Genomic DNA, 25,803 nt, shown 5'->3' with positions numbered 1-25,803 from the left:
GCGAGAGGCGAGGGTGAACGCCCGCCTGTCGCCGGCCGCGACGCGTGCGCCCGGTGACGCCGCCAACGAGGAAGATCCCAGCAAACGGCTCGCCGGGCTGCTGCTGGAGTTGGCCCGCTGCGTCGATCCGACGGTGACGGCCGACATGCCGAGCCGCCTGCAGGCCGACCCGCGCCTGGATGCGATGCGCGACATGCTGTTCGAGCGCGAACAGGCCGTGCTCGCGCACCTGCAGCGCAAGGTCGACGATCCCCGGGAATTCGCCGACGCGATCGGCGCGGTGCTGCCCGAAGCCTTTTCGGTGGCGGTGCGCGACGAGCGGCTGGGCCACTCCATCGCGCCGGCCATGGAGCGCGCCACGCAGGCGTCGATCCAGAAGAACCCGCGCACGATGGTTGACATCCTGTACCCGGTCATGGGGCCGGCCATCCGCAAGGCCATCGCCGAGACGCTCGAAGGCACCTTCCAGTCGCTCAATCTCGCGTTCAAGCACAGCCTGTCGTGGCGCGGGTTCAAGTGGCGCATCGAGGCGTGGCGCACCGGCAGCACCTTCGCGGACGTGGTGCTCAAGCACACGGCCGAGTTCAGCGTCGAGCACCTGTTCCTGATCCATCGCGCGACGGGCCTCTTGATCGCGCATGTGGCGCGCGACGACGCGACCACGCGCGATCCGCAACTCGTCTCGGCGATGCTGTCCGCGATCCAGGACTTCGTGCGCGACTCGTTCGACGAGTCCGGCGCTGGCGGCACGGGCGGCCGCAGCGTCGACAGCCTGCGGCTCGGCGACCTGCTGCTGTGGTGCGAGGAAGGACCGTCGGCGTTCCTTGCCGCCGTGATCCATGGCAGCCCGCCGCCGATGGTGCGCGCGAGGCTCAACGAAACGCTCGGGCAGATTCACGACCATTGGCATGCGCCGCTGGAAGCGTTCAGCGGCGACACCGCGCCCTTCGAGGAAGTGGAGTCGCGCCTGCGGCCTTGCCTGCTCTCGCAGACCGCCGACGCGCACCGGAAGGTCTCGCCGTTCATGTGGCTCATTCCGCTGGCGCTGCTGGCCGTGCTGGGGTGGTGGGTCGGCGAACGCCTCGTCGAGCGCAGCCGCGTGAACACCTACGTTGCCGCGTTGCAGGACCAGCCGGGCATCGTCGTCACCGGCTTCGAGCGCCGCGACGGCAAGTGGCTGGTCTCGGGGCTGCGCGATCCGCTCGCGGTGCTGCCCGAAACCCTGCTGCCGGACAAGCTGGATCCGTCGCATGTCACCGGCCGCTGGGAGCCCTACCAGGCCTTGCATCCGGCGATGGTGCTCAAGCGCCTGCAGGCGACGCTCGAGCCGCCGGAGACCATCGGCATGGTGCAGGACGCGGGCAGCATCCGCGTCACCGGCAGCGCCTCGCAGCGCTGGCTGGACAAGGCCCGGGCCTACCTGCTGAGCATGCCCGCCGGTGCGCCCAAGGTGGACATCAGCGCGGTCAAGGATGTGCAGGACCCCGACTATGTGCGCCTGCGCGATGCCATCCAGGCCCAGCTCATCCACTTCGACTTCAGCGTGCCGCGGCCCGCTGCGGGGCAGGAAGCCAAGATCGAAGAGCTCGCCGCCCAGATGCGCGACCTGGTGCAGGTGGCGCGCGACCATGGCTTCCCGGTGAAGGTGACGATCGTCGGCCACGCCGATGCGACCGGCAAGGACATGTCGAACCTCGCGCTCAGCGTCGGCCGCGCGGAGGTCGTGCGCTCGATGATGCGCGCCCGCGGCGTGGACCCGAGCGTGCTCTTCGTGCGCGGCGCCGGCCCGCTGGAGCCGCTGAGTCCCGGCGCGAGCGAGGACGAGCTCTCGATGAACCGGCGCGTGTCGTTCGGCGTGAGCACCGGGGACTAGGAGAACAAGGCGCCCATGCTGCAAAAGAAGATCTGCCTCCTCGGCGCGTTCGGCGTCGGCAAGACCAGCCTGGTGCGGCGATTCGTCGACACCATCTTCTCGGACACCTACCTCACCACCGTCGGCGTGAAGATCGACAAGAAGATGGTGACCGTCGGTGCCGAGGAGATGGCGCTGATCCTCTGGGACATCGCCGGCGAGGACGAGGTCGCCGCGGTGCGCGTGACCTACCTGCGCGGCGCGGCCGGCTATCTGCTGGTGGTCGACGGCACACGGCCCGAGACGCTGGACACCGCCGAGTCGATCCAGCGGCGCATCGTCGCGGAGCTGGGCCAGGTGCCGTTCTTCGTGTTGCTCAACAAGTCGGACCTGGTGGAAGACTGGGCCTTGCCGCCGGCGCGCATCGAAGCGCTGGAGGCCGAAGGCTGGACCTTCCACCGCACCAGCGCGAAGACCGGCACCGGCGTCGAGGAAGCCTTTCGGGACCTCGCGGCGCGCCTTGCGCGATAGCCATGTTCGACCTGCCGACGCGCGTCGCGGATTCGCTGCTGCAACTGCTCGAAGGTCAGCGCGTGCTCGCGCACCTGGTCATCGACGAGGCGCAGAACCTGGTGCAGTCCGGCGGCCATCTGGCGCACTACGGGCTGGATGGCCTGCAGGCCGGCGGTCCGGCTTCCGACCAGTTGCCATTCATCGAGGGGCTGCTGCCGCTGGTGGAGACGCCGTTCCTGATCCGCTCGCTCGCGATGCCCAGCGGCCGCGTCGCGGACGTGCACTTCTTCGCGGACGACGACCGGGTCTGGGTGCTGCTCCTCGACGTGACGGCGGAGTGGGAGGAAGCCCGCCTCGTGCAGCAGAAGGCCTACGACATGACGCTGCTCAGCCAGCGCGAGGCGCGGCTCATCGCGCAGCTCGAAGCGGCCAATGGCGAGCTGACGCGCACGCATCGCGACCTCGCCGCGTCGCGCGAGGCGTTGCAGGCCACGCACGACCGGCTCCAGCACGAGCTGCGCGACGCCGAGCGCTACGTCCGCGCCACGCTGCCGGAACCCTTGTCCGTGCCGCTGGATGTGGACTGGCGCTTCGTGCCCTCGACCGAGCTTGGTGGCGATTCCTTCGGCTACCACTGGGTGGACGACGAGCATTTCGCGATCTACCTGGTCGATGTGTGCGGGCATGGGGTGGGTTCGTCGCTGCTGTCGGTGGCGGTGGCGAACACGCTGCGTTCCGAGGCGCTCTCGCGCACCGATTTCCACCGTCCCGGCGAGGTACTGGCGGCGCTCAACCAGGCCTACCAGATGGAGCGCCACGGGGAGTTGTTCTCCACGGTCTGGTACGGCGTCTATCACCGCGCGAGCGGACAGCTTCGGTACGCATCCGCCGGCCATCCGCCCGCGTTGCTGGTGAACGGGCCGCAGGGCGGCGCGTGCGAAAGCCACGCCCTGCCGGCCGGCGGCCCCTGCATCGGCATCATGCCGGCGGCCCGCTATCAGGAGGAAGCGTGCACGCTGCAATCGCCGGCGCGGCTCTTCGTCTTCAGCGACGGCACCTACGAGATCACCCGGCCCGACGGTTCGATGCAGCCGTTCTCCGCGATGAGCGAACTCCTCGCGCGGCCGGTCGCCGAGGGACATTCGGAGCTCGACGACCTGCTGGTGCTGGCGCGCGACGCGCACGGGCCCGGCCCGCTGGACGACGACTTCACCATCATCCGCATGGCGTTGTAGGCCGGGTATCGATGTCAGTTTTCCATGGCGCTGCGCGCCACCCGCGACCCATGAAACCGGCGCGTCCAAGTCCAGGGCCCCCGCGGAACCGGCTTCGCCGGGCCGCCGGGTGCGCCCCCCTCCCGCCGAAGGCGAGAGAGGGGGGAGCCGCGAAGCGGCTCGGGGGGTGTTTTCATCCTAGTACGGCAGGATGCCCGGCAGCAGCGGCCGGTCGAGCCGGTTGCGCCACCATTTGAGCGCCTCGCCCATGTGCTCGGTGCGCCAGCCGAGCCAGAAGGTCTCGGGCGGGCGCGGTTCCTCGACCTGGAGTTCGACCAGGATGCCGGTCTCCAGCTCCACGCGCACGCAGGCCCGGGGCACGAAGCCATGGCCGAGGCCCGCGGCCTGACAGGCGATCTTGGCCTGCATCGAGGGCACCGTGATGCGGCGCTGGCCCGATTGCAGGCCGACGGTGCGGTCGGTCAGCGAACGCGCGCCGTCGCCGACCACGATGGCCGTGTGTTCCAGCAGGTCGCCGCGCGTGAGCGGGCGTTGCAGGAGCGCCAGGGGATGCGTGGCCGTCACGCAGAAGACGAAATCGAGCGTGCCCACCGGCACCGCCTTGTAGCCGCCGCCCGCGGGCCCTTCGCCTGCCGCGATCACGATGTCGGCGCGACCGTCGCGCAGCGCCTCCCAGGTGGCGGTGAGCGCCTCGCAGCCGATGCGCAGCCGCGTGCCGCAATTCAGGTCCTCGAAGGCGCGGACGTCCTCGTTCAACGCGGAAGTGGGGATCAGCGAGTCATGCACCAGCCGCAGCTCGGTCTCGAAGCCGGTGGCGATCTGCCGCATGCGCGATTCGAGCTGCCGCGCCGCCGCGAGCAGCCAGCGGCCCTCCTTGATCAGTTCCTCGCCGGCAGGCGTGAGCGTGACGCGCGGCCCGTTGCGGATGAACAGCGCGAGCCCGAGTTGTTCCTCGAGCTTGGCGACGGCATAAGAGATGGTGGAGGGCACCTTGTGCAGCCGCTCCGACGCGCCGGCGAAGGAGCCGTGGCGGGCGATCGCGTCCACCAGTTCGATGGCTTCGAGGGTGAGTTTCAGCATCGTCGAAATTATCGATGATGGATGTCGAAACCTTTCAACATGAACCCATTCGCGGGCTTCGATACTTCCGCCATCGCAGCGCTTAAGTGATTGAGGACAAAGAGATTTCCCCTTCTCGTTCACCAGCGTGAATTCCATCGAATCCATCAAGGAGAAGCAACATGATCGAAATCCGCAGAGCCAACCATCGGGGCCACGCCAACCACGGCTGGTTGAACTCCCGCCACACCTTCTCGTTCGGCCACTACCGCGATCCGCGGCAGGTCGGTTTCTCGGACCTGCTGGTCATCAATGACGACCGGGTCGCGCCGTCGCAAGGCTTCGGCACCCACGGCCATCGCGACATGGAGATCTTTTCGTACGTGCTCGAAGGCGCCCTGGCGCACAAGGACTCGATGGGCACCGGCTCGGTCATCCGTCCGGGCGACGTGCAGATGATGAGCGCCGGCACCGGCGTGCAGCACAGCGAGTTCAACCATTCCGACGACGAGCCGGTGCACTTCCTGCAGATCTGGATCGTGCCGAACGAACGCGGCGCCCAGCCGCGCTACCAGCAGAAGCAATACGGCCAGGACGAGAAGCGCGGCCGTCTGCGCCTGATCATCTCGCCCGACGGCGCCGACGGTTCGCTCTCGGTGCGTCAGGATGCGCGCGTGCATGCGGGCCTGTTCGACGGCAACGAATCCGCCGAACTCGATGTCGGCCCCGACCGCCACGTCTATGTGCATGTGGCGCGCGGCAGTCTCGAAGTGAACGGCGAACGCCTCTCCGAAGGCGACGGCGCCCGCATCCGCAACGCCGGCGCGCTGCGCTTCGACAAGGGCGATCAGGCCGAGGTGCTGGTCTTCGACCTGCGGCCGCGCGAGCTGCCGACGCTTTGAAGCGTCACGTCCCTTCGGTATCTTTTTTGCTCGACCCCTTCTTCATCTTTTTTCAACGAGGAGCTTCATCATGACCAACGCCACCACCGCCAAGCCCGTCGCCAAAGCCGTTCCCGGCGCCACGCTGCTCGATCCGAAGGACCACACGCTGGTGATGATCGACTTCCAGTCGCAGATGGCCTTTGCGACGCACTCGATCGATGCGGTTACCTTGCGCAACAACGCGAGCCTCGTGGCGAGTGCGGCGGCGGGCTTCGGTGTCTCGACCGTGCTCACCACGGTGGCCGAGAAGAGCTTCAGCGGCCCGATGTTCGAGGAAGTCACCGCGCCTTTTCCCGGCCAGGCGCTGCTCGACCGCACCTCGATGAACACGTGGGAAGACGAAGCCGTGATCCGGCGCATCAACGAGATCGGCAAGCCGCGCATCGTGCTCGCGGGCCTCTGGACCAGCGTGTGCATCGTCGGTCCGGCACTGTCGGCGCTCGATCAAGGCTTCGAGGTCTACGTGATCGCCGATGCCTGCGGTGACGTCTCGGCCGAAGCGCACAACCGCGCGATGGAGCGCATGGTGCAGGCCGGTGCGCGCCCGATGACTTCGCTGCAATACTTGCTCGAGCTACAGCGCGACTGGGCCCGCGCCGAGACCTATGACCTGACGACCGGCATCGCGAAGAAGGTGGGCGGCGCCTACGGCATCGGCATCAACTACGCCAAGACCATGTTCGGCGCGCACGAAGGCTGATCAACCGAACCGAGAGAGAAAACGAATGACACAGCCCGGCACCCCGGACCTGATTCTTCACAACGGCCGCTTCACCACGCTGGACCGCGCCAACCCCACGGCCAGCGCGGTGGCCATCGCCGAAGGGCGATTCATCCAGGTGGGCGGCGACCGCGAGGTCCTGGCGCTCGCCGGGCCGCAGACGCGGCGCATCGACCTCGGCGGTCGCAGCGTGCTGCCGGGCTTGATCGACAACCACCTGCACATCATCCGCGGCGGTCTCAACTTCAACCTGGAGTTGCGCTGGGATGGCGTGCGCAGCCTCGCGGATGCGATGGCGATGCTCAAGGCACAGGTGGCCATCACGCCCGCGCCGCAATGGGTGCGCGTCGTGGGCGGCTTCACCGAGCACCAGTTCGTCGAGAAGCGGCTGCCCACCATCGAGGAACTCAATGCAGTCGCCCCGGATACGCCGGTGTTCATCCTGCATCTTTACGACCGCGCGCTGCTCAACGCGGCTGCACTTCGCGCCGTGGGCTACACGAAGGACACGCCCGCGCCGCCCGGCGGAGAGATCGTCCGCGACGCCTCGGGCCAGCCGACCGGGCTGCTGCTGGCCAAGCCCAACGCGGCGATCCTCTACGCGACGCTCGCGAAGGGGCCGAAGCTGCCGCACGAGTACCAGGTCAATTCGACGCGCCACTTCATGCGCGAACTCAACCGCCTCGGCGTGACCGGCGCGATCGATGCCGGCGGCGGCTTCCAGAACTACCCGGAAGACTACGCGGTGATCCAGGAGCTGGCCGACGCGAACCAGCTCACGATCCGCCTGGCCTACAACCTCTTCACGCAGAAGCCGAAGCAGGAGAAGGACGACTTCCTGAAGTGGACCGCGAGCTCGCAGTACAAGCAAGGCAGCGACTACTTCCGCCACAACGGCGCGGGCGAGATGCTCGTCTTCTCCGCCGCCGACTTCGAGGACTTCCGCCAGCCGCGGCCCGAGATGGGGCCGGAGATGGAGGGCGATCTGGAAGAGGTGGTGCGCATCCTCGCGCAGAATCGCTGGCCCTGGCGCATGCATGCGACCTATGACGAGACGATCACGCGCGCGCTCGATGTCTTCGAGAAGGTGAACAAGGACACGCCCTTGGCGGGGCTGAACTGGTTCTTCGACCACGCGGAGACGATCTCCGAAAAATCCATCGAGCGCGTCGCGGCGCTGGGCGGCGGGGTGGCGGTGCAGCATCGCATGGCCTACCAGGGCGAGTACTTCGCCCTACGCTATGGCCCCGGCGCGGCCGAAGCGACACCGCCGGTCAAGCGCATGCTGGAGATGGGCGTGAAGGTCTCGGCGGGCACCGACGCCACGCGAGTGGCTTCGTACAACCCGTGGGTGTCGCTGTCGTGGCTGATCACCGGCAAGACTGTCGGCGGCATGCAGATCACGCCGCAGCGCAACCTGATCGATCGCGAGACGGCGCTGCGCATGTGGACCGAGAAGGTCACCTGGTTCTCCAACGAGGAAGGCAGGAAGGGCAGCATCCAGGCGGGCCAGATGGCGGACCTGATCGTGCCCGACCGCGACTTCTTCGCGTGCGCCGAGTCGGAGATCGCTGACACGACCTCGCTGCTCACCCTCGTCGGTGGTCGCGTGGTCTACGGTGCAGGCTCCTTCGCCGCGTTCGACGATGCGGCGCCGCCACCCGCGATGCCCGATTGGTCGCCGGTGCGGCGCTACGGCGGCTACGGTGCGTGGGGCGAGCGCGAAGGCGCACCGCTGCAGTCGGTGATGCGCCAGGCGGCGGCCGCCTGCGGCTGCGCAAGCAGCTGCAACGTGCATGGCCACCAGCACGCAACCGCATGGACGAGCAAGCTGCCGGTGTCCGACCTCAAGGGCTTCTGGGGCGCGCTCGGATGCGCCTGCTGGGCGGTTTGAGGAGGCGCAGATGCTGCATGCCGCTTTCACATCGCCGTGGCTGCATTGGCTGGCGCTGCTGTGCCTGTGCGCGGCCTACCTGCAGGGCGGCTTCGACAAGGTGCGCGATTTCGCCGGCGCCGTGGCCGAGGTGAGGCAACTCGGCCTCGCGCCCGCCGCGCCGATCGCCGCCGCGACCATCGTGTTGCAGCTTGGCGCGTCGGCGCTGGTGCTGACGGGCTGGTATCGCTGGCTCGGTGCGCTGGCGCTGGCGGGCTTCACGGTGCTCGCCGGTTTTCTGGCCGACCGCTTCTGGCGCGGGCCGCATTCGCAGCGGCAGCACAAGGCCAATGCGTTTTTCGAACACTGGGGACTGGTCGGCGGGCTGCTGCTGATCGCCTGGATCGACCTGGGAGGTTTTCATGGCGGATGAATCGTCACGCGCCGCGGCTGCGCCCGCAGCGCCTTCGAACGGCGGCGGCAGCTTCGCGCCGCTTCGGTTGCCGGTGTTCGCGGTGCTGTGGGCCGCGACCGTCGTCGGCAACATCGGCAGCTTCATGCGCGACGTCGCGAGCGCGTGGATGGTGACGGAGCTGTCCACCAGCCCCGCCGCGGTCGCGATGGTGCAGACGGCCGCGACCTTGCCGATCTTCCTGCTCGCGATTCCCGCCGGCGTGCTGTCGGACATCCTCGACCGGCGGCGCTTCCTGATCGGCGTGCAGATCCTGCTGGGCGCGGTCAGCATCGCGCTGCTGGTGATGGCGCGCACGCACACGCTGACGGTGGAAGCGCTCATCGGGCTCACCTTCGTCGGCGGCATCGGCGCGGCGCTGATGGGACCGACCTGGCAGTCCATCGTGCCGGAGCTGGTGCCGCGCGGCGACCTCAAGAACGCGGTGGCGCTCAATTCGCTGGGCATCAACATCGCGCGCGCCATCGGTCCCGCGACCGGCGGCCTGCTGCTCGCGGCGTTCGGTGCGGCGCTGGTCTACGGCGTGGACGTGCTGAGCTACGTGATCGTCATCGGGGCGCTGCTGTGGTGGCGCCGTCCGCCGGCCGAATCGAAGGGCCTCGACGAGCAGTTCTTCGGCGCCTTCCGTGCGGGCCTGCGCTATGCGCGTTCCAGCCGGGAACTGCATCGGGTGCTTCTGCGCGCGGCGGTGTTCTTCCTGTTCGCGAGCTCGGTGTGGGCGCTGCTGCCGCTGGTTGCGCGCGGCATGCTTGGGGGCAGCGCGGGCTTCTATGGCGTGCTGCTGGGCGCGGTGGGGGGCGGCGCGATCCTTGGTGCGGTGCTGCTGCCGAAGCTGCGCCAGTGGCTCGACGCCGATGGCCTGGTGCTCACCGCGTCGCTGCTCACCGCAGGCGTGATGGCAGCGCTGGCCATCGCGCCGCCGCGATGGGCCGCAGTGGTGCTGATGGTGGTGCTGGGCGTGGGATGGATCATCGCGCTCACCACCCTCAACGGCGTGGCGCAGGCGGTGCTGCCCAACTGGGTGCGCGGGCGCGGACTGGCGATCTACCTGACGGTGTTCAACGGCGCGATGGCGGCCGGCAGCCTCGGTTGGGGCCTGGTGGCGCAGCCCGTGGGTATCCCCGGGGCACTGCTGGTCGGCGCGGGAGGGCTCGCGGTGGTGGCGCTGGTCTTCCATCGCGTGAAGCTGCCAGCGGGCGAGGCCGACCTGCAACCCTCCAACCACTGGCCGGAACCGATGCTGGTCGAGCCGGTCGCCAATGACCGCGGGCCGGTGATGGTGCAGGTCGAATACCGCGTGCGCAAGGGCGATCAGCCGGCCTTCCTCGCCGCGATGCAGCGCCTTTCCCTGGAGCGCCGGCGCGACGGTGCCTATGCCTGGGGCGTCGCCGGGCACACCGGCGAGCCGGAGCGCGTCATCGAGTGGTTCCTGGTCGAGTCATGGGCCGAGCACATGCGCCAGCACCGGCGCGTCTCCAAGGCCGATGCCGACCTGCAGGCCGAGGTGCTGCGCTTCCACATCGGGCCCGAGCGGCCTGTGGCGCATCACTTCCTTGCGCTGGACCAGAAAGCCGGCGAGGCGGCTGCCGTGCAGGCTTCCTAGCGCGATCCGGTGCGAAGTCCGTCAGCCCACTGGGCGACGCCGTCGAGCACGTCCTTCAGCACGGCCTCGTCGTCGCGCCCGGAGCGCTTGGGCACGTGGAAGGAGTGATCGGCGTGCTCGATGGTCATCAGCGTGGCGCGTGCGCCGAGCCCGGCGACCACGGGATGCAGCTTGTCGAGATCGGCGAGCTTGTCCTGCGTGCCTTGCACGAAGAGCATCGGGATCTGCACCTTCGAAAGATGGTCCGCGCGCGAGGTCGAGGGCGTTCCGGCCGGATGCAGAGGAAAGCCGAGGAACACCAGGCCCGCGACCTGCGGCAGCGGCTCGATCGCCTGCGCCTGGGAGGTCATGCGCGCGCCGAACGACTTGCCGCCGGCGAGCAGCCGCAGCGAGCCGAACTCGCGCGCCGCGAGTGCGACCGCCGCACGGACCGCGGCATGGGCCACCGGTGGCGTGTCCGGCCGCTTGCTGCCGCGCTCCATGTACGGGAACTGATAGCGCAGCGTGGCGATGCGGCGCTCGGCAAGCCCGTCGGCCACAGCCGTCATGAAGGCGTGCTCCATGCCTGCGCCCGCGCCGTGCGCGAAAACGTAGCAGGCCACGGGATCGTGCGGGGCCTGGAGGATGCCTGAGACGGTGATGTCGTCGCCGACCTGAATCGAGAGCTTCTGCATGTCGCCGGGCACTCTACATCCGATCGCCCGCCAGCGACGGAACATGGATTTCGAGGGCGATTGCCTTCATGATGCGGGCTCGAAGAATTCGCGTGGAGGAGCGTCCTGCCATGTTCTTGTCCCGCCGCTTCTTGTCGTGGCTTGGGGAGAGCGCGTGCGTCGCGCTTCTGTGCCTTTGGGTCGCGCCGCTTCATGCGCAGGCGCAGCCGGAAGCGCCGCACTCCAACCCCGCGCCGCTGGTGGTAATGAACCGGACCATCGTGACTTTCCGCGTGCCCTTCCTGGGCTTCGAGCCCGCGGACCGGGCGCGGGAGGCTCGTGAACGCATCGAGGAACTGCTCGCCCGCCAGGGGCCGGCGGACGTCAGCATGCAGGCGATCCCACAGGGCATCCTGGTGAAGATCGACGACGCGCTGGCTTTCGGCGTGACGTCCGGGGACGTCAACACGCTGCACAACGACACGCTGGAGACCACGGCATCGCGGGCCGCCGACGCGCTGCGCGGCGCCATCAACGAGACGCGGGAACTGCGCGACACCCGCAGCCTCCTGAAGTCCGGTGCGATCGCCGTCGCGCTCACGCTCGGCTATCTGGCGCTGCTGTGGCTGCTCGCCCTGGCGCGGCGGCGGATCGGCTATCGATTGGGCCGCATCGCGAAGGCGAAGACCGAGCAACTGCACCTGCACGGCGTGCAGCTCATCGAGAGCGACTGGGCACTCGATCTCGTTCGCCGCCTGACCGCGTTCCTGTTCTGGGCGCTTGCGTTGCTGTTGACCTACGAGTGGACCGGTCGGGTGCTGGAGCTCTTCCCGTACACGCGGCCATGGGGCGAGCGGCTCAACGGCTTTCTCGTCGACACGGCCGCGAAGCTTGTCGGCGGGATCGCCGGAGCGATACCGGAGCTGCTGATCGCGGCGGTCATCTTCGTGCTCGCGCGCTTCGTCGTCGGCCTGCTGCATCGCTTCTTCGACCGCGTGGCGAGCGGGCGCGTCGACTTCGGATGGGTCGACCCGGAGACTGCGCGGCCGACGCGCAGGCTGCTGACGATCGTGGTCTGGCTGCTCGCGCTGGTGATGGCGTATCCGTACCTGCCGGGCGCGAGCACCGATGCGTTCAAGGGCTTGTCGGTGCTCGTCGGCCTGATGGTGTCCATCGGCGGCGCGAGCGTGGTCGGGCAGATGCTGAGCGGCACCATCCTGACCTACACGCGCACCTTTCGCGTCGGCGAGTACGTGCGCATCGGCGAGCACGAAGGCGTGGTCGTCGAGCTCGGGATGTACCGCACCCGCCTTCGGACCGGCATCGGCGAAGAGCTCACGCTGCCCAATTCGATGGTGCTGGAGACGCCCACGCGCAACTTCTCGCGCAACACCGCGGACCGGAGCATCGTGGTGCTCGACACCAGCGCCACCATCGGGTACGACACGCCGTGGCGGCAGGTCCATGAGATGCTGAAGGAGGCGGCGCGGCGCACGACGGACGTGCTCGCCGAGCCGGCGCCTGAGGTCTACCAGACCGCGCTGTCGGACTTCTACGTCGAGTACCGGCTGGTGGCGCACGGCCTGCTGAGCCAGGATTTCCCGCGCATCGACATCCTTGGCCGGCTGCACCAGAACGTCCAGGATGTCTTCAACGAGCACGGCGTACAGATCATGTCGCCGCACTACCTCGGCGATCCGGACGAGGCGAAGATCGTGCCTCAGTCACGCTGGTTCGAGGCGCCGGCAAGACACGACTAGGAGCCTGCATTGCAAAGTCTGCAAATCCCCGGTGGCGGAGCGATGCCCGCGCTCGGCCTTGGCACCTGGCACATGGGCGAATCGTCCGGCCGTCGCGCCGCCGAAGTGGCAGCGGTGCGTCTCGCGATCGAGATGGGCTACCGGCTCATCGACACCGCCGAGATGTACGGCGAGGGTGGTGCGGAGCAGGTCGTCGGGCAGGCGGTGGCCGAAGCGCTGCGCGCCGGTGATGTGAAGCGCGAAGAGCTCTTCATCGTCAGCAAGGTCTATCCGCACAACGCGAGCTTGCGTGGCACGCCGGCGGCTTGCGCACGCAGCCTTTCACGGCTGGGGCTCGACCACGTCGACCTGTATCTGCTGCATTGGCGCGGCGACCATCCGCTGGCCGAGACCTGCGACGCGATGCGCGCATTGGTGGCCGATGGTCGCATCCGGCACTGGGGCGTGAGCAACTTCGATGTCGACGACATGGAAGAGCTGGAGGCAATGGACGGCGGCTGCGCGGCCAACCAGGTCTACTTCTCGGTCCGCGAACGTGGCGCGGAGTTCAGCCTTCTTCCGTGGCAACGCGAACGTGGAATGCCGCTGATGGCCTACAGCCCGATCGACCAGGGCGCGCTGGCTGCCGATCCGGCGCTGGGCAAGCTCGCGCAGAAGCTCGGCGTCACGACTGCGCAACTGGCACTGGCCTGGGTCATCTCGCGGACTGGCGTGGTCGCAATTCCGAAGGCCGTGCGCGAAAACCATCTGCGCGAAAACCTCGCGGCGGCCGACCTCGAACTGAGCGCCGAAACGCTGGCCGAAATCGACCGCCTGCATCCGCCGCCCAGCCGCAAGGAGCCGCTGGCGATGATCTGATCAGTGGGCTTCCGCTTGCTTCGCGGCGGCGACGATGGCTGCTTCGTCGTGCTTCGCACCGTTGAGGAAGAGGTTGAGCGCCACCGCGGCCACTGATGCGAGCAGGATGCCCGACTCCACCAGCGAGTGGATCGCATGCGGCATCCACTGCTTGAAGTTGGGTGCGATGAGCGGAATCATGCCGATGCCGATCGACACCGCGACGATCATCGCGTTGTGCCGGTTGGTCTTGAAGTCCACGCCCGAGAGGATCCGGATGCCCGTCGCGGCGACCATGCCGAACATCACGAGGCCCGCGCCGCCGAGCACCACGGTCGGCAGCGACTCGACGAGCGCCGCCATCTTGGGTAGCAGGCCCAGCACGATCAGGATCACGCCACCGGCCACGCACACGAAGCGGCTCTTGATGCCGGTGACCGCCACGAGGCCCACGTTCTGCGAGAAGCTGGTGTAGGGGAAGGTGTTGAACACGCCGCCGATCAGCGTGCCGAGGCCGTCGGTGCGCAGGCCCCGTGCAAGGTCTTCCTGCGAGATCTTTCGGTCGGTCATCTCGCCGAGCGCGAGGAACATGCCGGTCGATTCGATCATCACCACGATCATGATCAGCGACATCGTCAGGATCAGGATCGGGTCGAACTTCGGCATGCCGAAGTGGAAGGGCAGCACGACGTCCACCCAGGCCGCGTTGCCGACCTTCTCGAAGGTCATGAAGCCGAAGAGCGTGGCGACGACGGCGCCGATGACGATGCCGAGCAGCACCGAGATATTGGCGACGAAGCCCTTGGCGTACTTCACGATGAGAAGGATCGACACCAGCACCAGCGCCGCGATGGCGAGGCCGCCGAGGTCGGCGTACTTGGGGTTGGGCACCGAGGGCACGATCGACAGGCCCTTGGGCATCGGCGGCACCGCGGAGCCGGGCGAAGTCACGTCGGCGAGCCACTTGGCGTAGACCGGGTCGACGATCGCCGGCGCGGTCGGGCCGACCGGGTTGCCGAAGATCCAGTTGATGCCCACGCGCATCAGGCTGATGCCGATCACCGCGATGATGGTTCCGGTCACCACCGGCGGGAAGAAGCGCAGCATGCGCGAGACCATCGGCGCGATGATGATCGAGATGACCCCCGCGCCGATGATCGAACCGAACAGCAGTTGCGCGCCCGACTGGCCGGGATTGGCGTTGGCGATCGCCACCATCGGCGCGACGGAGGCGAAGGTCACGCCCATCATCACCGGCAGCTTGATGCCGAACCACTGCGTCGCGCCGAGCGACTGGATCAGCGTGGCGATCCCGCAGCAGAAGAGGTCGGCGGAAATGAGAAGTGCGACCTCCTGCGGGCTGAGCTTGAGCGCGCGGCCGACGATGAGCGGCACGGCCACTGCGCCGGCATACATCACCAGCACGTGCTGCAGTCCGAGGGCGGTGACTTTGCCCAGCGGCAGTCGCTGGTCGACAGGGTGAACGGAGGCGGCAGCCGTCATTTCGGGTTCTCCTGGGGCGGCGGAAGAGTGAGGGAAAGGCTTGCAGGACTCGTGCCCGCCGAGAGCGTTCACGAGTCTGTACGCCAAACTGTATACAGTTGAGCCGGCGCGCTGTATGGCGGAAAACCCGGGTCCCCACGCCGCTTTTCAACGATATGGGTGGGGACTTCATGGGGCCGACCGGCGAGGCGCATACTGGCCCGACTTGCCGCCGCATCCCCGGCATGTGGCCGTGTGTTTGCAGGAGTCCGCTATGCTCGAATCTCTGCGTACCGATCCCACCTTCCACCCCTCGCCGAAGCTCGCCATGGAGGCCGAGCCCGAGCACATCGCCTACACGGCACTCCTTTCGCCGGATGCCTCGCGGCCCGATGCGATCGCGGTGGTGGATGTCGATCCAGCTTCTGCCAGCTACGGCAGCGTGCTGTACCGGCTCGACATGCCGAACAAGGGCGACGAGTTCCATCATTTCGGCTGGAATGCCTGCAGCTCCGCGCTGTCGCCGATGTCGGGGCATGCATTCCTCAAGCGGCGCTACCTGATCATTCCGGGCATCCGCTCGTCTCGCATTTATGTGGTCGACACGCAGCCGGACCCGAAGAAGCCGACGATCAGCCGCGTGATCGAGCCCGAGGAAGTGATTCGAAAGACGGGGTATTCGCGCCCGCACACGGTGCACTGCGGCCCCGAGGGCCTCTATATCAGCACGCTCGGCGGCGCGGGCGACGGCACGCAGGGGCCGCCGGGTGTGTTCCTCATGGACTGCGAGAGCTTCGAAGTCCTCGGCCAATGGGAGATCGAACGCGGGCCGCAGAAGCTGCACTACGACTTCTGGTGGAACCTGCCGCGCGACTACATGGTGTCGAGCGAATGGGGGCTGCCGCCGCAGTTCGAGAACGGCATCGTGGCCGAGGACCTGCTGGCCAATCGCTACGGGCACCAGCTGCACTTCTGGGACCTGCGCGCGCGCCGGCATGTGCAGACCATCGACCTGGGCGCGAATCACCAGATGGCGCTTGAAGTGCGCCCCGCGCACGATCCGACCCGCGAGTACGGCTTCGTCGGCGTGGTGGTGGACACCACCAACCTCGAAGGCTCGATCTGGACCTGGTGGCGCGAAGGCGGCCAGTTCCATGCAAAGAAGACGGTGGTGATTCCGCCCGAGCCCGCGGATGCATCGGTGCTTCCGCCGCTGTTGAAGGGCTTCGGCGCGGTGCCGCCGCTGATCAGCGATATCGATCTCTCGATGGACGACCGCTTCCTGTACGTGGCCTGCTGGGGCACGGGCGAGTTGCGCCAGTACGACGTGACGGATCCGATGAACCCGAAGCTCGCCGGCAGCGTGCGCATCGGCGGCATCGCGAAGCACGCGCCGCACCCCAACGGAACGAGCTTCGGCGGCGGTCCGCAGATGACCGAGATCAGCCGCGACGGCAAGCGCGTGTACTTCACCAACTCGCTCTACAGCCGCTGGGATGCGCAGTTCTATCCGGATGGCATTCCCGGGCGGATGGCGATGTGCAATGTGGGCGCGGATGGCGGGATCGCGCTGGACAGCAAGTTCCTCGTGGACTTCGGCGCCGACTACGGATCGCACCAGGTTCGGCTGGAGGGCGGCGACTGCTCGACCGATTCGTTCTGCTATCCATCGGCCTGACGACGTGGACGCAGCCACCGTTTCGCTTTGGGCCGGGGTGGTGGCGGTCGGGGTCTTTCACGGGCTGAATCCGGCGATGGGCTGGCCGCTGGCCGTGGCGAACGGTCTCGGCGAAAAGCGCGACACCGCGGTCTTCGCGACCTGGCTGCCGCTCGGGGCGGGCCATCTGCTCGCGATGGCACTGGTGCTCGTGCCTTTCGCCGCCCTGGCGTGGATGCTGCGCTGGAACCAGGAGCTGCGTATCGGCGCGGGCCTGCTGGTGCTGTCGTTCGGCGTATGGCGGCTGGCACGGCGGCATCGCCATCGCTGGCTGAACCGGGTGCGGCCGACGCAACTGGCACTGTGGTCGTTCCTGATGGCGACTGCGCATGGGGCGGCGCTCATGCTGCTGCCCATCCTCCTGGGCCTGTGCGATTCGTCGCCGTCCGCGCCTTCGGTGGCATCGCCCGGGGTCCGGGATCACGCGGCGGTGATGGAACTGATGCGCTCCAGCGTCGGGATTGCCGTCACCGTCTCGCTGGTGCACACGGCCGCCATGATCGGCGCGGGGCTGGGCGCCGCGTGGATCGTCTATCGCTACCTTGGCCTGCGCGCGCTGCGCGGCGCGTGGCTCGACCTCGACCTCGTGTGGGCGCTCGGGCTCATCGCTGCGGGCCTCGCGGGCATCGCGACCGCGGTGATCCGCTAGGCGCCAGAAACAGAAAAGCCCCCGAAGGGGCTTTTCATGTTTTTGTTCATCTCAGGCTGCGTGTGCCTTCGTGGACTTCTTGTGTGCCGTCTTGTGCGACGTCTTGTGCTTGGACTTGGTCTTGGCAGCCGGCGCAGCGGTGGGTTCGGCAGGCGCCTGGGCGAAGGACGAACCGGCGGCGAGTGCGAAGCCTGCAGCGATGAGAGCGATGAGAGTGCGTTTCATGAAAGATCGGTGTTGTGACGGTTTTGAGATTGGCCAACCCGAAATTCCGAGCTGGTCAAAGGGTTCAACGCACGACTTCGAAGTCGGATGACACGTTGCAGAATCTCTTGCATGAAATCCAAAAGTTTCGTCGCGGTTGTTTTGGTCCTCCTCCTGGGCGTCGCGGCGTACTGGTATTGGTCGCCATTTCTGGCCTTGCGGCAGCTCCAGACGGCGGCGCGCAACGGTGAGGCGGAGGAATTCAACCGGCACGTGGATTACCCGAAGCTGCGCGAAAGCCTGAAGGACCAGTTTTCGGCACTGGTCGCACAGAAGCTCGGCACGCCGAAGGATCCGGGCAATCCGCTGGCGGCGCTCGGCAGCATGATCGGGCTGGGCTTGGTCAACCAGCTCGTGGACGTGATGGTGCGGCCGGAAACGGTCATGGCCGCGATGAGCCACGGGAGGCTGGCCCAGCCTGCGCCTGCCCCGACACCGGCACCGGGCCAGGCTGCACCGGAGAGTTCGCCGCCGCGAGCCGAAGGTGAGCAGACGGACAACAAGCCTCGATGGATCATCGACCGCCAAGGCGCGAGTCGCATCACGGCCTTCGCGATCGACCCGGCAAAGCCCGACGAGCCCAATTCGGAGCGGCTCGGACTGGTGTTCGAGCGCAGCGGCTTTGTTGACTGGAAGCTGACCGAAATCAGGATGCCGGCTTCGGCACTCAGGAAATAGCGAGCCCGCAACGTCATGGCCGGCACCACCAGCATCACGGTCCCGAAGCGCAGCCGGCGTGGCTGGCGCATCGCCGGCATCGTGCTGGTGGTCGTCGTGGTTCTGCTGGTGGTTGCGGCCGTCGGGTTGCGCATGGCCTTTCCGCCGGCGCGCATCTCTGCGCTGCTGGCCGAGCAGATCACGGCCGCCACGGGTCGTGCGTTCCGCATCGACGGTGACCTGTCGATCCGCCTGCTGCCGTCGATCGCGGTGCGCGCGGACGATGTCGCACTGGCCAATGCAGAGTGGGGTTCGCGGCCGGACATGCTCCGCTTCCGGCGCGCGGCGTTCAATGTGTCGCTCAGGGATCTGCTCGATCGCAGGATCCGCATCCTCAGCATCGAGGTGGATGGTGCCGACGTGCTGCTCGAAACGGATGGCGCCGGCCGCTACAACTGGCAGATGGCGCCGCGTGCGCCATCCACCGGCAAGGCGTCGGCGCCGCTGGCGCTGGCGCTGGATCGGCTCGTGCTTTCGCAGGTGCACTTCGCCTATCGCAACGCGGGCAAGGGGACGTCGCGCGAGATCGATATCGAGTCGCTCGACCTCGCGGGGCAGGGTGATCGGAACCGCTTGAGCGCTGGCTTCAAGCTCGGGCCGCAGCAGTGGACGGTGGAAGGCGACGTCGGCCGTCTGTCGACCCTGCTGTCGGGCACGGACGATTGGCCGTTCAACCTGCGCTTCGCGACCGGCGGTGCGCTGATGACCGCCAGCGGCGGGATGGGCGTCGGCCCGCGCACCGGAACACTGTCGGCCAAGCTGACGGTGCGCGCCGACAGCGCCCAGCCGCTGTCGCAGTTGTCGCAGCTGTCGAAAGTGGCGGCCGGGCTGCCGATGCCGGTCGAGGCCAGTGCCGACCTGCGGCGCAACCGGGACGAATGGCGCTTCGATGCGCTGACGCTGTCGCTCGCAGGGCAACTCCTGAAGGGCCGGGTCACATGGATGGCCACGCGGCCGGCGCCCAGCGTGGATGTGGCGCTTTCGGGCGCGGAGATCGACCTCGGCAAATGGGGTGTCGGACGATCCACGGGCAAGCCGGCTTCGGCCGAGACGGGATCGCGCAAGCCTGTCTTCGGCGATGTGCCGCTGTTCACGTTCGAATCGTTGCCGGCGTTTGCGCTGCGGGTTGCGCTCGACATCGATCGGCTGACGGTGCCGGGCCTGCCGGCGCTGTCGGGCGTGAAGGCCCGTGCGGTGTCCGACGCGGGACGCTTGACGATCGAGCCGGTTTCCTTTGGCGCGGCCGGCGGCGAGGTCAAGGGCAGTCTGGCGATCGCGTTGAGCAAAGGGACCGCGCCACGGACCGAAGTACAACTGGCGGCGCGCTCGCTGTCGCTCGATGCACTCGATGAATTGTGGAGCGGGGGCAAGCAGTTCAAGGGCGGCCGCGCGAGCCTCGCGGCCAGGTTGTCGATGACCGGCCGCACGCCGCGCAGCCTGGCCGCATCATCGAACGGCGAGGTGCAGTTCTCGGTCCGCGATGTGGCGCTGGCGGGGCGGGCTGCGGCGCTCGATCGTGACATCGTCGCGCGCCTGGTCGACGTGCTGCTGCCCAGGCAGGCTTCGCGCGAAGACCTCATCGTGCAGTGCGCGGTGGCGCGCCTGCCGCTGCGCAACGGCGTCGCGCCGATCGACCGGTCGATCGCGATGGAGACACGGCAGATCGCGGTCGCGGCGATCGGCCGGATCGATCTGGCGAAGCAGACGGTCGAGCTGGAGTTCCGGCCGCGTGTGAAGAAGGGGCTGGATCTGAACCCGGGCAGCCTCGTGCAACTCATGCTGCTGAAGGGCCCGCTGGAGAGTCCCGAGCTGAGCATCGATCCCAGGGGCACCGTGCGGCAGGCAGCGACCTATGGCGTGGCCGCGGCGACGGGCGGCCTGTCGCTGCTCGCGCCCGCGCTGCTCGGCGAAGCGGGCGTCGCCACGGATTGCGGACTGGAAGCCGGCGCTGCGAAAGGCGGCAAGGCGTCGCAGCCGGAAGGGCGCAAGTTCAGGCTGCTGCGGCCCTTCGAGTCGATGCGCTGATCAGGCCAGCAGCGCCTTGATCAGGTCGAGCTGCCGGTCCGGCGCGCCGTTGTCCAACTGAAGATTCGCTTCGATCCGCGTCAGGTGCTCGGTCATGCTCGCGACCGCCGCGTCGACATTGCCGCTGCGGCACAGGCGCAGGAAGTCCGAGTGTTCGTCGGACGAGCAGTGCGGGTCGTTCGACGAGTGATAGAGCATCGCGATCAGTGAACTGCGGGCGACCAGTTCGCGGACCAGCTCGGCCAGCGTGTGGTTGCCGGTGGCTTCGGCCAGCGCCACGTGGAAGTCGCCCAGGAGCCTTTCGCGCACCGTCCCGGTGGTCGCTGTGGACCGCAGCGTGGATCGCTCGAACTGGATTTGCTGCTCCAGCGCCTGGTAGTCGGTCGCCGTGGCACGCGCGACGAACAGACGGACCACTTCGCTTTCGAGGATGCGCCGCACGCCGAACACTTCGCGCGCCTCCTGCACGCTGGGCTTGCTCACGAAGGCGCCCTTGTCGGGAATGATCTCGATCAGCTTGTCCTTGGACAGCGTGAGGAGCGCGGCGCGGATCTTGGTTCGGCTGACCGCGTAGACCCGGCCCAGCGCTTCCTCGCGCAGCCAGGTGCCGGGCGGCAGGCGCTTCTCGACGATGGCGGTCGCGATGTCCTGCGCAATGCCTTCGATGGTCGCGCCCTTGTCGGGCATGTTGGTGTCGTCGGTCGTTGCGGTGGACGGCGTGGGGGTCTTCGGTGCGCGGGGCATGCCACGATTGTGGACGACCCGCGCCGCTGACGCCTCAGGCTGCGCGCTTGAGTGACGGCGGTTGCGGTGCAAGGGCGAAGTCCTGAAGCAGCCCGGTCATCGGCTTGGGAAGCGGACGCGCGAGTTCCCCGCGCTTGCTGGTGGCCAGGCGCAGGCTGACCAGCGATTCGATCAGCTGCGTGCCGGCAGCGACGCCGTCGACTACCGGCACGCCGAGCACCTGCCCGATGTGCTCGCAGAAGTCGGCCATGCCGGCGCAACCGAGCACGATGACGTCGGAGCCGTCTTCGTCCAGCGCGCGGCGGCATTCGTCGATGATGCGGTCACGTGCACGCGAGCCGGGCGCTTCGAGTTCGAGCACCGGGATCTCGCACGCGCGCACATTGGCGCAGAAGCGCTTCATGCCGTAGGCCTCGGCAAGATGCCATGCCTGCCCCACGGTGCGGCCCAGGGTGGTCACCACGCTGAAGCTGCTGCCCACGAGGCTAGCCAGGTGCATGGCCGCTTCGGCGATGCCGACCACCGGCCCGCGCGCGAGTTCGCGCGCCGCCTTGAGGCCGGGGTCGCCGAAGCAGGCGATCACGTAGCCGTCGAAGCCGTCACGCTCGCCGGCGGCAATCTCCTGCAGCAGTCCCGGCACCGCGAGCGCCTCGTCGTAGTGGCTCTCGATCGAGGCCGGCCCCATGGAGGGGCTCACGGCGACGATCTCCGTGCCGGATCGCGCGACCGAACGGGCGCAGGCGCCGATCTTCTCGGTCATGCTCCAGGTCGTGTTGGGATTGATGATCTTGATGCGCATGGGAAAGGCGGAACGGGGTCCGTGGAGTCAGTCGAAAGGGGAATTGCAGTTCAGCGCTTGCGTGCGTTGAGCGCGAGGTAGAAGACGAAGGCGAGCCCGGTGCCGATGAACCACGCGTAGTTCGCCGCGGCGTGCAGGTTGGGCAGGAGCACGCACATCACCGGGATCAGCGCAGCCGGGACCATGGCGAAGATGGCGCGGCGGTTGTAGCCGTTGGTGTACCAGTAGTCGCCCTTGGGGCTGAGCGTGTAGAGCGCATCGACGTTCACGCGCTGCCGGCTCACCACGTAGAAGTCGGCGATGAGGATGCCGAACAGCGGGCCAATGAACGAGCCCAGGATGTCGAGCGTGTAGTGAATCACCTCGGGGTTGTTGTAGAGGTTCCACGGCGTGATGAAGACGGAGCCGACCGCGGCGATCATCCCGCCGGTGCGCCAGCTGATCTTCTGCGGTGCGACGTTCGAGAAGTCGAATGCCGGCGAGACGAAGTTCGCGACGATGTTGATGCCGACGGTGGCGATCATGAAGGTCAGCGCGCCGATCACGACGGCGGTGCTGCTGTCGATGCGCGCGACGGTATGGACAGGGTCGGTGATGAGCTCGCCGAAGACGGGCAGCGTCGCGGCTGAGGTGACCACCGACAGCAGCGAGAAGAACAGGAAGTTGACCGGCAGGCCCCAGAAGTTGCCCTTCTTCACTGCGTCGAAGCTCTTGCCGTAGCGCGAGAAGTCGCCGAAGTTGAGCATCGGGCCGCTGAAGTAGCTGACCACCAGCGCGATCGCGCTGAGCATCACTGGCAGTGCGTCCCAGCCGCTGAACTTGAGGCCGCCCAGGCGCATGTCGATGTTGTTCCATCCGGCTTTCCAGACCAGCCAGCCGCACAGCACCATCATCACGACGTAGACCGCGGGTCCGGCCCAGTCGATGAAGCGGCGGATCGCTTCCATGCCGTGCCAGAACACGAAGGCCTGCAGCACCCACATCGTCATGAAGGCGACCCAGCCCAGCGCCGAGAGGCCCACGAAGCCGTGCTGCTGCACATCCGCGTAGGGGGCGAGGTTGGGGAAGAAGTGCAGCGCCAGCAGCATGAACGCGCCGGAGGCGAGGTAGGTCTGGATGCCGTACCACGCGACCGCGATCAGCCCGCGGATCACCGCCGGGATGTTGGCGCCGAGCACGCCGAACGAGGCGCGGCAGATCACCGGGTAAGGCGTGCTCGTCTGCTGGCTCGGCTTGGCGACCAGGTTGCAGAAGAACTGCACGATGCAGATGCCGACCAGCAGCGACACCAGCACCTGCCAACTCGACAGACCGAGCGCAAACAGGCTGCCTGCGGTGATGTAGCCGCCGACGCTGTGCACGTCCGACATCCAGAAGGCAAAGATGTTGTATTGGCTCCACGTCTGCTTCTTCAGCGGGGCGAGGTCTTCGTTGGTGAGGCGCGGGTCGTAGCCCGGCTTGATCAGTGCGTGGGACTCCGGCTGCGGCGTGGCGGCCGGTGCCGGCATCTCGATGCCGACAGGGTGGATGGCTGTGTTCACGGGTTGTCTCCTCGTGGCGGATGGCGGATCTCCGAACACCGGGTTCGGCTCGTAGGTTGCACCCTATATTTGTATACAAAAAATGAGTGCAAACAAGCGCCACATGTCGCTCGAAGGTCGGTATTTACCCTTGCTGCCAATCGCGGGGCGGGCTGGCAGGCTTGCGCTGTGGAGGGGAGGCGCGCCCCGGATGGCGAGGGCGTTTGTGACGGGCCGATGACCGGATTCCGTGAATTAGTTCCGGGCGGCAAAAACGTAAGAAGAAAGTTGAATGCGATCGCTTGTAACTTTATGTTTACATAGGCACAATGTATTACATGGACGCACGAAACATCTCCAAACCGCAGTGGACGAGCACCGGGCTTCTGGGACTCCTTCGCGCAAGCCTGCCGCCTTCTGATCGCGCGCGGGCCGTGGCCACCCATGTGAACGCCAATCCGCCGCCCGAGCGTCTGGACAGCGATCAGCTCGCCGAAGTGGCCAGTGCCTGGCGTGATCGCAGCTCGTTTGGAGATCTCGGTGCCGAGTCCGTCGCTCAGGCGCTCGAGATGGTCGCGCGCCGCCGCGCCGAGAAGCAGAGCCGCATCCAGGCGATGGGCAAGCGTCTTTCCGATCTGATGAGGCTGCCTTGAGTCGCCTGCATGTCCGTCGCGTTGCGCGCCGCCTGGAGCGGATCCGAAGGATGCGATGCCGGACCCTTCCGTTCCAGTTTGTTCAACCCACTCCCAACGCCATGAAAACCCAGAACGAAGCGATCAGCGAAGGCTACAACGTCGATCTTTCAGGCCCCGGTCGGCCGATGGGAGCGCGGGGCAAGTACCCGAATTTCGAAGTCATCCCGCTCCTGACCGACATGGAAGCGGAGCTGCTCAACACCCTGGGCCTGATCCGCAAGCTGCTGACCGAAGGCCCGCCGAGCCAGGACGCCCAGGAAGGTGTCGTGCTCGCGATCGACGGCCTCCTGTCCGTCGCCCGCGCCTGAAGTCGACTTGCGAATCGCCCGAGGAACCGAAGATGAACACCTACCAGACCGCGAACCAGGCCGTCGGCGTTGCCCGCACCCTGAGCAAGAGTTCCGCCTGCACGATCGTCGTCTACCAGGCCGGCGCGGGCAGGTATGTCACGGCCCGCCCCACCGACGCCGTCAGCGGGCTCGTCATCGGTGTCTATCGCAACGGCTACCTGCTGCCCAGCGGTCATCGCGCCTGAGCCGGAAGACGCAGGCCCTCGGCCCTCAATCTTTGCCCGGCCGCGACGCCCGTCGCGGCCCGCGCGTCACGGGGCACGATCAACACGTCGCTCGTCGCCCAGCGGAGCACCCGCTCCGCCACATTCCCCAGAAAGAAATCCGCCACCGGTGACCGTCGGCGCCGGCCGACCACCAGGAGGTCCGCGCGCAGGTATTCCTGCTGCACGACCGCCTGGCGCGCCGGATCGCCGTGGCCGATCGTGGACATCACGCGATTGCGCCTCGCATCGAACGAATCGGTGAGCCACAGGATGCGGTTGCGGGCGTATCGAAGGCACTCCTGCCTGTACGCGCGGATCTGGTGGGCCGAGGCTTCGGCGGAGCGCAGCTTCGCCTCGTCGCGCGAGCTGATGGCGTGGAAGAGCTGGATGTCCGCGTGGCGGTCGAGGTCGCACGCCAGGCGCACCAGATGCTTCGACTCGGCGCTGAAGTCGACCGCGACGAGGATCCAGTCGTACGACCTGTGTGCCGCCCGCCGAACCACGAGGACCGGGCAGCGCACGAGGCGCGCCAGCCGCTCGGCGGCGTGGCCGCGCACGAACGTCGCGAGCGGGCTCTCGCGGAAGGCCGCCAGCACGACGAGGTCTGCGCACTGACCCTCGTCGGCAACGTGCGCCAGGGTGTTGGCCGCCTGGTCGACGGTTCTCACCGCGAGCGGGAAGCGCGCGCTCAACGCGCGGGCGGACTGTGCCAGCAGGCTTGCCGCATCGGGTCTCGGCGGTGCGCCTCCCATCGAGGCGACCATGAGCTTGAGCGTTGCGCCGTGCTCCACCGCGAGTCGGGCCGCGCGATCCACTGCGCAATCCGCCTGTGCGGAGAAATCGGTCACCGCGAGGATCGAGCGGATTTCCGCCGGCCTGCCGTGAAGGGTGTGATGAGGAACGGCGAACACGGGTTCGCCGGAATTCGTTGCATGCATGGACGCACTCCAGTCGAATGCGATGGCCCGGATGCGGGGCGACCGCTGCCGCGCGGGAGGGATGCCCGGCGGTCGATGGTTTGCGCAAGAAGGGGAGGGAAACGGACCGCCGGGCTCAGGAATCTGCTGCGAAGCGCAGGGAGCGAAGATGGACGGTCACGGTGTGCATGCGGGC

General features: G+C 67.6%; 25 protein-coding genes. 17 read left to right on the top strand and 8 right to left on the bottom strand.

Annotated features, from left to right (window positions below):
* Window positions 1-13 precede the first annotated feature (13 nt).
* From BLW05_RS14485 to BLW05_RS14475, 3 genes are read left to right on the top strand one after another with little or no spacing between them, the layout of a single operon-like run.
* Window positions 14-1,873: an OmpA family protein gene (locus tag BLW05_RS14485; protein WP_093163546.1), complete on the top strand. Its 1,860-nt coding sequence runs from the start codon at window positions 14-16 to the stop codon at window positions 1,871-1,873.
* 15 nt (window positions 1,874-1,888) lie between these two features.
* Window positions 1,889-2,383: a Rab family GTPase gene (locus tag BLW05_RS14480; protein ID WP_093163545.1), complete on the top strand. Its 495-nt coding sequence runs from the start codon at window positions 1,889-1,891 to the stop codon at window positions 2,381-2,383.
* Between the two features lie 2 nt (window positions 2,384-2,385).
* Window positions 2,386-3,600, top strand: coding sequence for a PP2C family protein-serine/threonine phosphatase (locus BLW05_RS14475; RefSeq protein WP_093163543.1), 1,215 nt, complete (start codon window positions 2,386-2,388; stop codon window positions 3,598-3,600).
* A 177-nt stretch (window positions 3,601-3,777) separates the two neighbouring features.
* On the opposite strand, the gene BLW05_RS14470 is transcribed toward BLW05_RS14475, so the two are convergent.
* On the bottom strand, window positions 3,778-4,680 hold the full coding sequence (locus BLW05_RS14470) for a LysR substrate-binding domain-containing protein (protein WP_093163542.1): 903 nt from the start codon (window positions 4,678-4,680) through the stop codon (window positions 3,778-3,780).
* 161 nt (window positions 4,681-4,841) lie between these two features.
* Between BLW05_RS14470 and BLW05_RS14465 the strand changes: the two genes are divergently transcribed.
* The 5 genes from BLW05_RS14465 to BLW05_RS14445 all read left to right on the top strand — a co-directional run bounded on the left by BLW05_RS14465 (window position 4,842) and on the right by BLW05_RS14445 (window position 10,272).
* Window positions 4,842-5,561: a pirin family protein gene (locus tag BLW05_RS14465; RefSeq protein WP_093163540.1), complete on the top strand. Its 720-nt coding sequence runs from the start codon at window positions 4,842-4,844 to the stop codon at window positions 5,559-5,561.
* A 70-nt stretch (window positions 5,562-5,631) separates the two neighbouring features.
* A complete protein-coding gene (locus tag BLW05_RS14460) occupies window positions 5,632-6,303 on the top strand; it encodes a hydrolase (protein ID WP_093163539.1) in 672 nt (223 codons plus the stop codon).
* A gap of 25 nt (window positions 6,304-6,328) precedes the next feature.
* Complete coding sequence (locus BLW05_RS14455) at window positions 6,329-8,218, top strand: amidohydrolase (protein WP_093163537.1); 1,890 nt, start codon at window positions 6,329-6,331, stop codon at window positions 8,216-8,218.
* 10 nt (window positions 8,219-8,228) lie between these two features.
* A complete protein-coding gene (locus BLW05_RS14450) occupies window positions 8,229-8,630 on the top strand; it encodes a DoxX family protein (RefSeq protein WP_093163536.1) in 402 nt (133 codons plus the stop codon).
* Entirely contained in the window at window positions 8,620-10,272 is a 1,653-nt protein-coding gene (locus BLW05_RS14445) for an MFS transporter (RefSeq protein WP_093163534.1), read from the top strand. The genes BLW05_RS14450 and BLW05_RS14445 overlap by 11 nt, the downstream gene beginning before the upstream one ends.
* Here the strand turns inward: BLW05_RS14445 and BLW05_RS14440 are convergent.
* The gene (locus tag BLW05_RS14440; RefSeq protein ID WP_093163533.1) at window positions 10,269-10,946 is read right to left on the bottom strand and encodes an alpha/beta hydrolase family protein; all 678 of its coding nucleotides are present in this window, start codon (window positions 10,944-10,946) and stop codon (window positions 10,269-10,271) included. The genes BLW05_RS14445 and BLW05_RS14440 overlap by 4 nt on opposite strands.
* Window positions 10,947-11,056: 110 nt before the next feature.
* Here BLW05_RS14440 and BLW05_RS14435 point away from each other — a divergent pair, with 110 nt between their 5' ends.
* Together BLW05_RS14435 and BLW05_RS14430 are read left to right on the top strand one after the other, a co-directional pair.
* Window positions 11,057-12,685 carry a mechanosensitive ion channel family protein gene (locus BLW05_RS14435; RefSeq protein ID WP_093163532.1) on the top strand — a complete coding sequence of 543 codons (1,629 nt, stop codon included), beginning with the start codon at window positions 11,057-11,059 and terminating at the stop codon, window positions 12,683-12,685.
* 9 nt (window positions 12,686-12,694) lie between these two features.
* Entirely contained in the window at window positions 12,695-13,543 is an 849-nt protein-coding gene (locus BLW05_RS14430) for an aldo/keto reductase (RefSeq protein ID WP_093163530.1), read from the top strand.
* On the opposite strand, the gene BLW05_RS14425 is transcribed toward BLW05_RS14430, so the two are convergent.
* On the bottom strand, window positions 13,544-15,025 hold the full coding sequence (locus BLW05_RS14425; RefSeq protein WP_093163529.1) for a nucleobase:cation symporter-2 family protein: 1,482 nt from the start codon (window positions 15,023-15,025) through the stop codon (window positions 13,544-13,546). It lies immediately after the preceding gene.
* A gap of 253 nt (window positions 15,026-15,278) precedes the next feature.
* Between BLW05_RS14425 and BLW05_RS14420 the strand changes: the two genes are divergently transcribed.
* Window positions 15,279-16,682, top strand: a complete 1,404-nt coding sequence (locus BLW05_RS14420; protein WP_093163527.1) for a selenium-binding protein SBP56-related protein — start codon at window positions 15,279-15,281, stop codon at window positions 16,680-16,682.
* Between the two features lie 4 nt (window positions 16,683-16,686).
* On the top strand, window positions 16,687-17,370 hold the full coding sequence (locus BLW05_RS14415; RefSeq protein ID WP_093163526.1) for a hypothetical protein: 684 nt from the start codon (window positions 16,687-16,689) through the stop codon (window positions 17,368-17,370).
* 51 nt (window positions 17,371-17,421) lie between these two features.
* Here the strand turns inward: BLW05_RS14415 and BLW05_RS35945 are convergent, their stop codons facing one another.
* Window positions 17,422-17,595 (bottom strand): hypothetical protein, encoded by a 174-nt coding sequence (locus tag BLW05_RS35945; protein WP_177142663.1) that lies wholly within the window; start codon window positions 17,593-17,595, stop codon window positions 17,422-17,424.
* A gap of 111 nt (window positions 17,596-17,706) precedes the next feature.
* Here BLW05_RS35945 and BLW05_RS14410 point away from each other — a divergent pair, with 111 nt between their 5' ends.
* Both BLW05_RS14410 and BLW05_RS14405 read left to right on the top strand, forming a co-directional pair.
* Entirely contained in the window at window positions 17,707-18,312 is a 606-nt protein-coding gene (locus BLW05_RS14410; RefSeq protein WP_093163524.1) for a DUF2939 domain-containing protein, read from the top strand.
* 15 nt (window positions 18,313-18,327) lie between these two features.
* Window positions 18,328-20,376 carry an AsmA family protein gene (locus BLW05_RS14405; protein ID WP_093163523.1) on the top strand — a complete coding sequence of 683 codons (2,049 nt, stop codon included), beginning with the start codon at window positions 18,328-18,330 and terminating at the stop codon, window positions 20,374-20,376.
* On the opposite strand, the gene BLW05_RS14400 is transcribed toward BLW05_RS14405, so the two are convergent.
* Genes BLW05_RS14400 through BLW05_RS14390 form a run of 3 tightly spaced genes read right to left on the bottom strand, consistent with a single transcriptional unit; the run spans window position 20,377 to window position 23,427 of the window.
* Window positions 20,377-21,120, bottom strand: coding sequence for a GntR family transcriptional regulator (locus BLW05_RS14400; RefSeq protein ID WP_093163521.1), 744 nt, complete (start codon window positions 21,118-21,120; stop codon window positions 20,377-20,379).
* A gap of 34 nt (window positions 21,121-21,154) precedes the next feature.
* Entirely contained in the window at window positions 21,155-21,919 is a 765-nt protein-coding gene (locus tag BLW05_RS14395; protein WP_093163520.1) for an aspartate/glutamate racemase family protein, read from the bottom strand.
* 50 nt (window positions 21,920-21,969) lie between these two features.
* The gene (locus tag BLW05_RS14390) at window positions 21,970-23,427 is read right to left on the bottom strand and encodes an NCS1 family nucleobase:cation symporter-1 (RefSeq protein WP_093164057.1); all 1,458 of its coding nucleotides are present in this window, start codon (window positions 23,425-23,427) and stop codon (window positions 21,970-21,972) included.
* Window positions 23,428-23,777: 350 nt separating this feature from the next.
* Here BLW05_RS14390 and BLW05_RS14385 point away from each other — a divergent pair, with 350 nt between their 5' ends.
* The 3 genes from BLW05_RS14385 to BLW05_RS14375 all read left to right on the top strand — a co-directional run bounded on the left by BLW05_RS14385 (window position 23,778) and on the right by BLW05_RS14375 (window position 24,669).
* Window positions 23,778-24,092 carry a hypothetical protein gene (locus BLW05_RS14385; protein WP_143044832.1) on the top strand — a complete coding sequence of 105 codons (315 nt, stop codon included), beginning with the start codon at window positions 23,778-23,780 and terminating at the stop codon, window positions 24,090-24,092.
* A gap of 101 nt (window positions 24,093-24,193) precedes the next feature.
* Entirely contained in the window at window positions 24,194-24,442 is a 249-nt protein-coding gene (locus BLW05_RS14380) for a hypothetical protein (RefSeq protein WP_093163516.1), read from the top strand.
* A gap of 32 nt (window positions 24,443-24,474) precedes the next feature.
* The gene (locus tag BLW05_RS14375; RefSeq protein ID WP_093163514.1) at window positions 24,475-24,669 is read left to right on the top strand and encodes a hypothetical protein; all 195 of its coding nucleotides are present in this window, start codon (window positions 24,475-24,477) and stop codon (window positions 24,667-24,669) included.
* On the opposite strand, the gene BLW05_RS14370 is transcribed toward BLW05_RS14375, so the two are convergent.
* A complete protein-coding gene (locus tag BLW05_RS14370; RefSeq protein WP_093163512.1) occupies window positions 24,657-25,628 on the bottom strand; it encodes a universal stress protein in 972 nt (323 codons plus the stop codon). The two genes, BLW05_RS14375 and BLW05_RS14370, sit on opposite strands and share 13 nt — an antisense overlap.
* Window positions 25,629-25,803 lie beyond the last annotated feature (175 nt).

The sequence above is a fragment of the Variovorax sp. YR216 genome, assembly GCF_900107745.1.
GTDB lineage: Bacteria > Pseudomonadota > Gammaproteobacteria > Burkholderiales > Burkholderiaceae_C > Variovorax.
The sequence above is the reverse complement of the archived record's forward strand: the minus strand, read 5'-3'. Positions and strand labels throughout refer to the sequence as shown.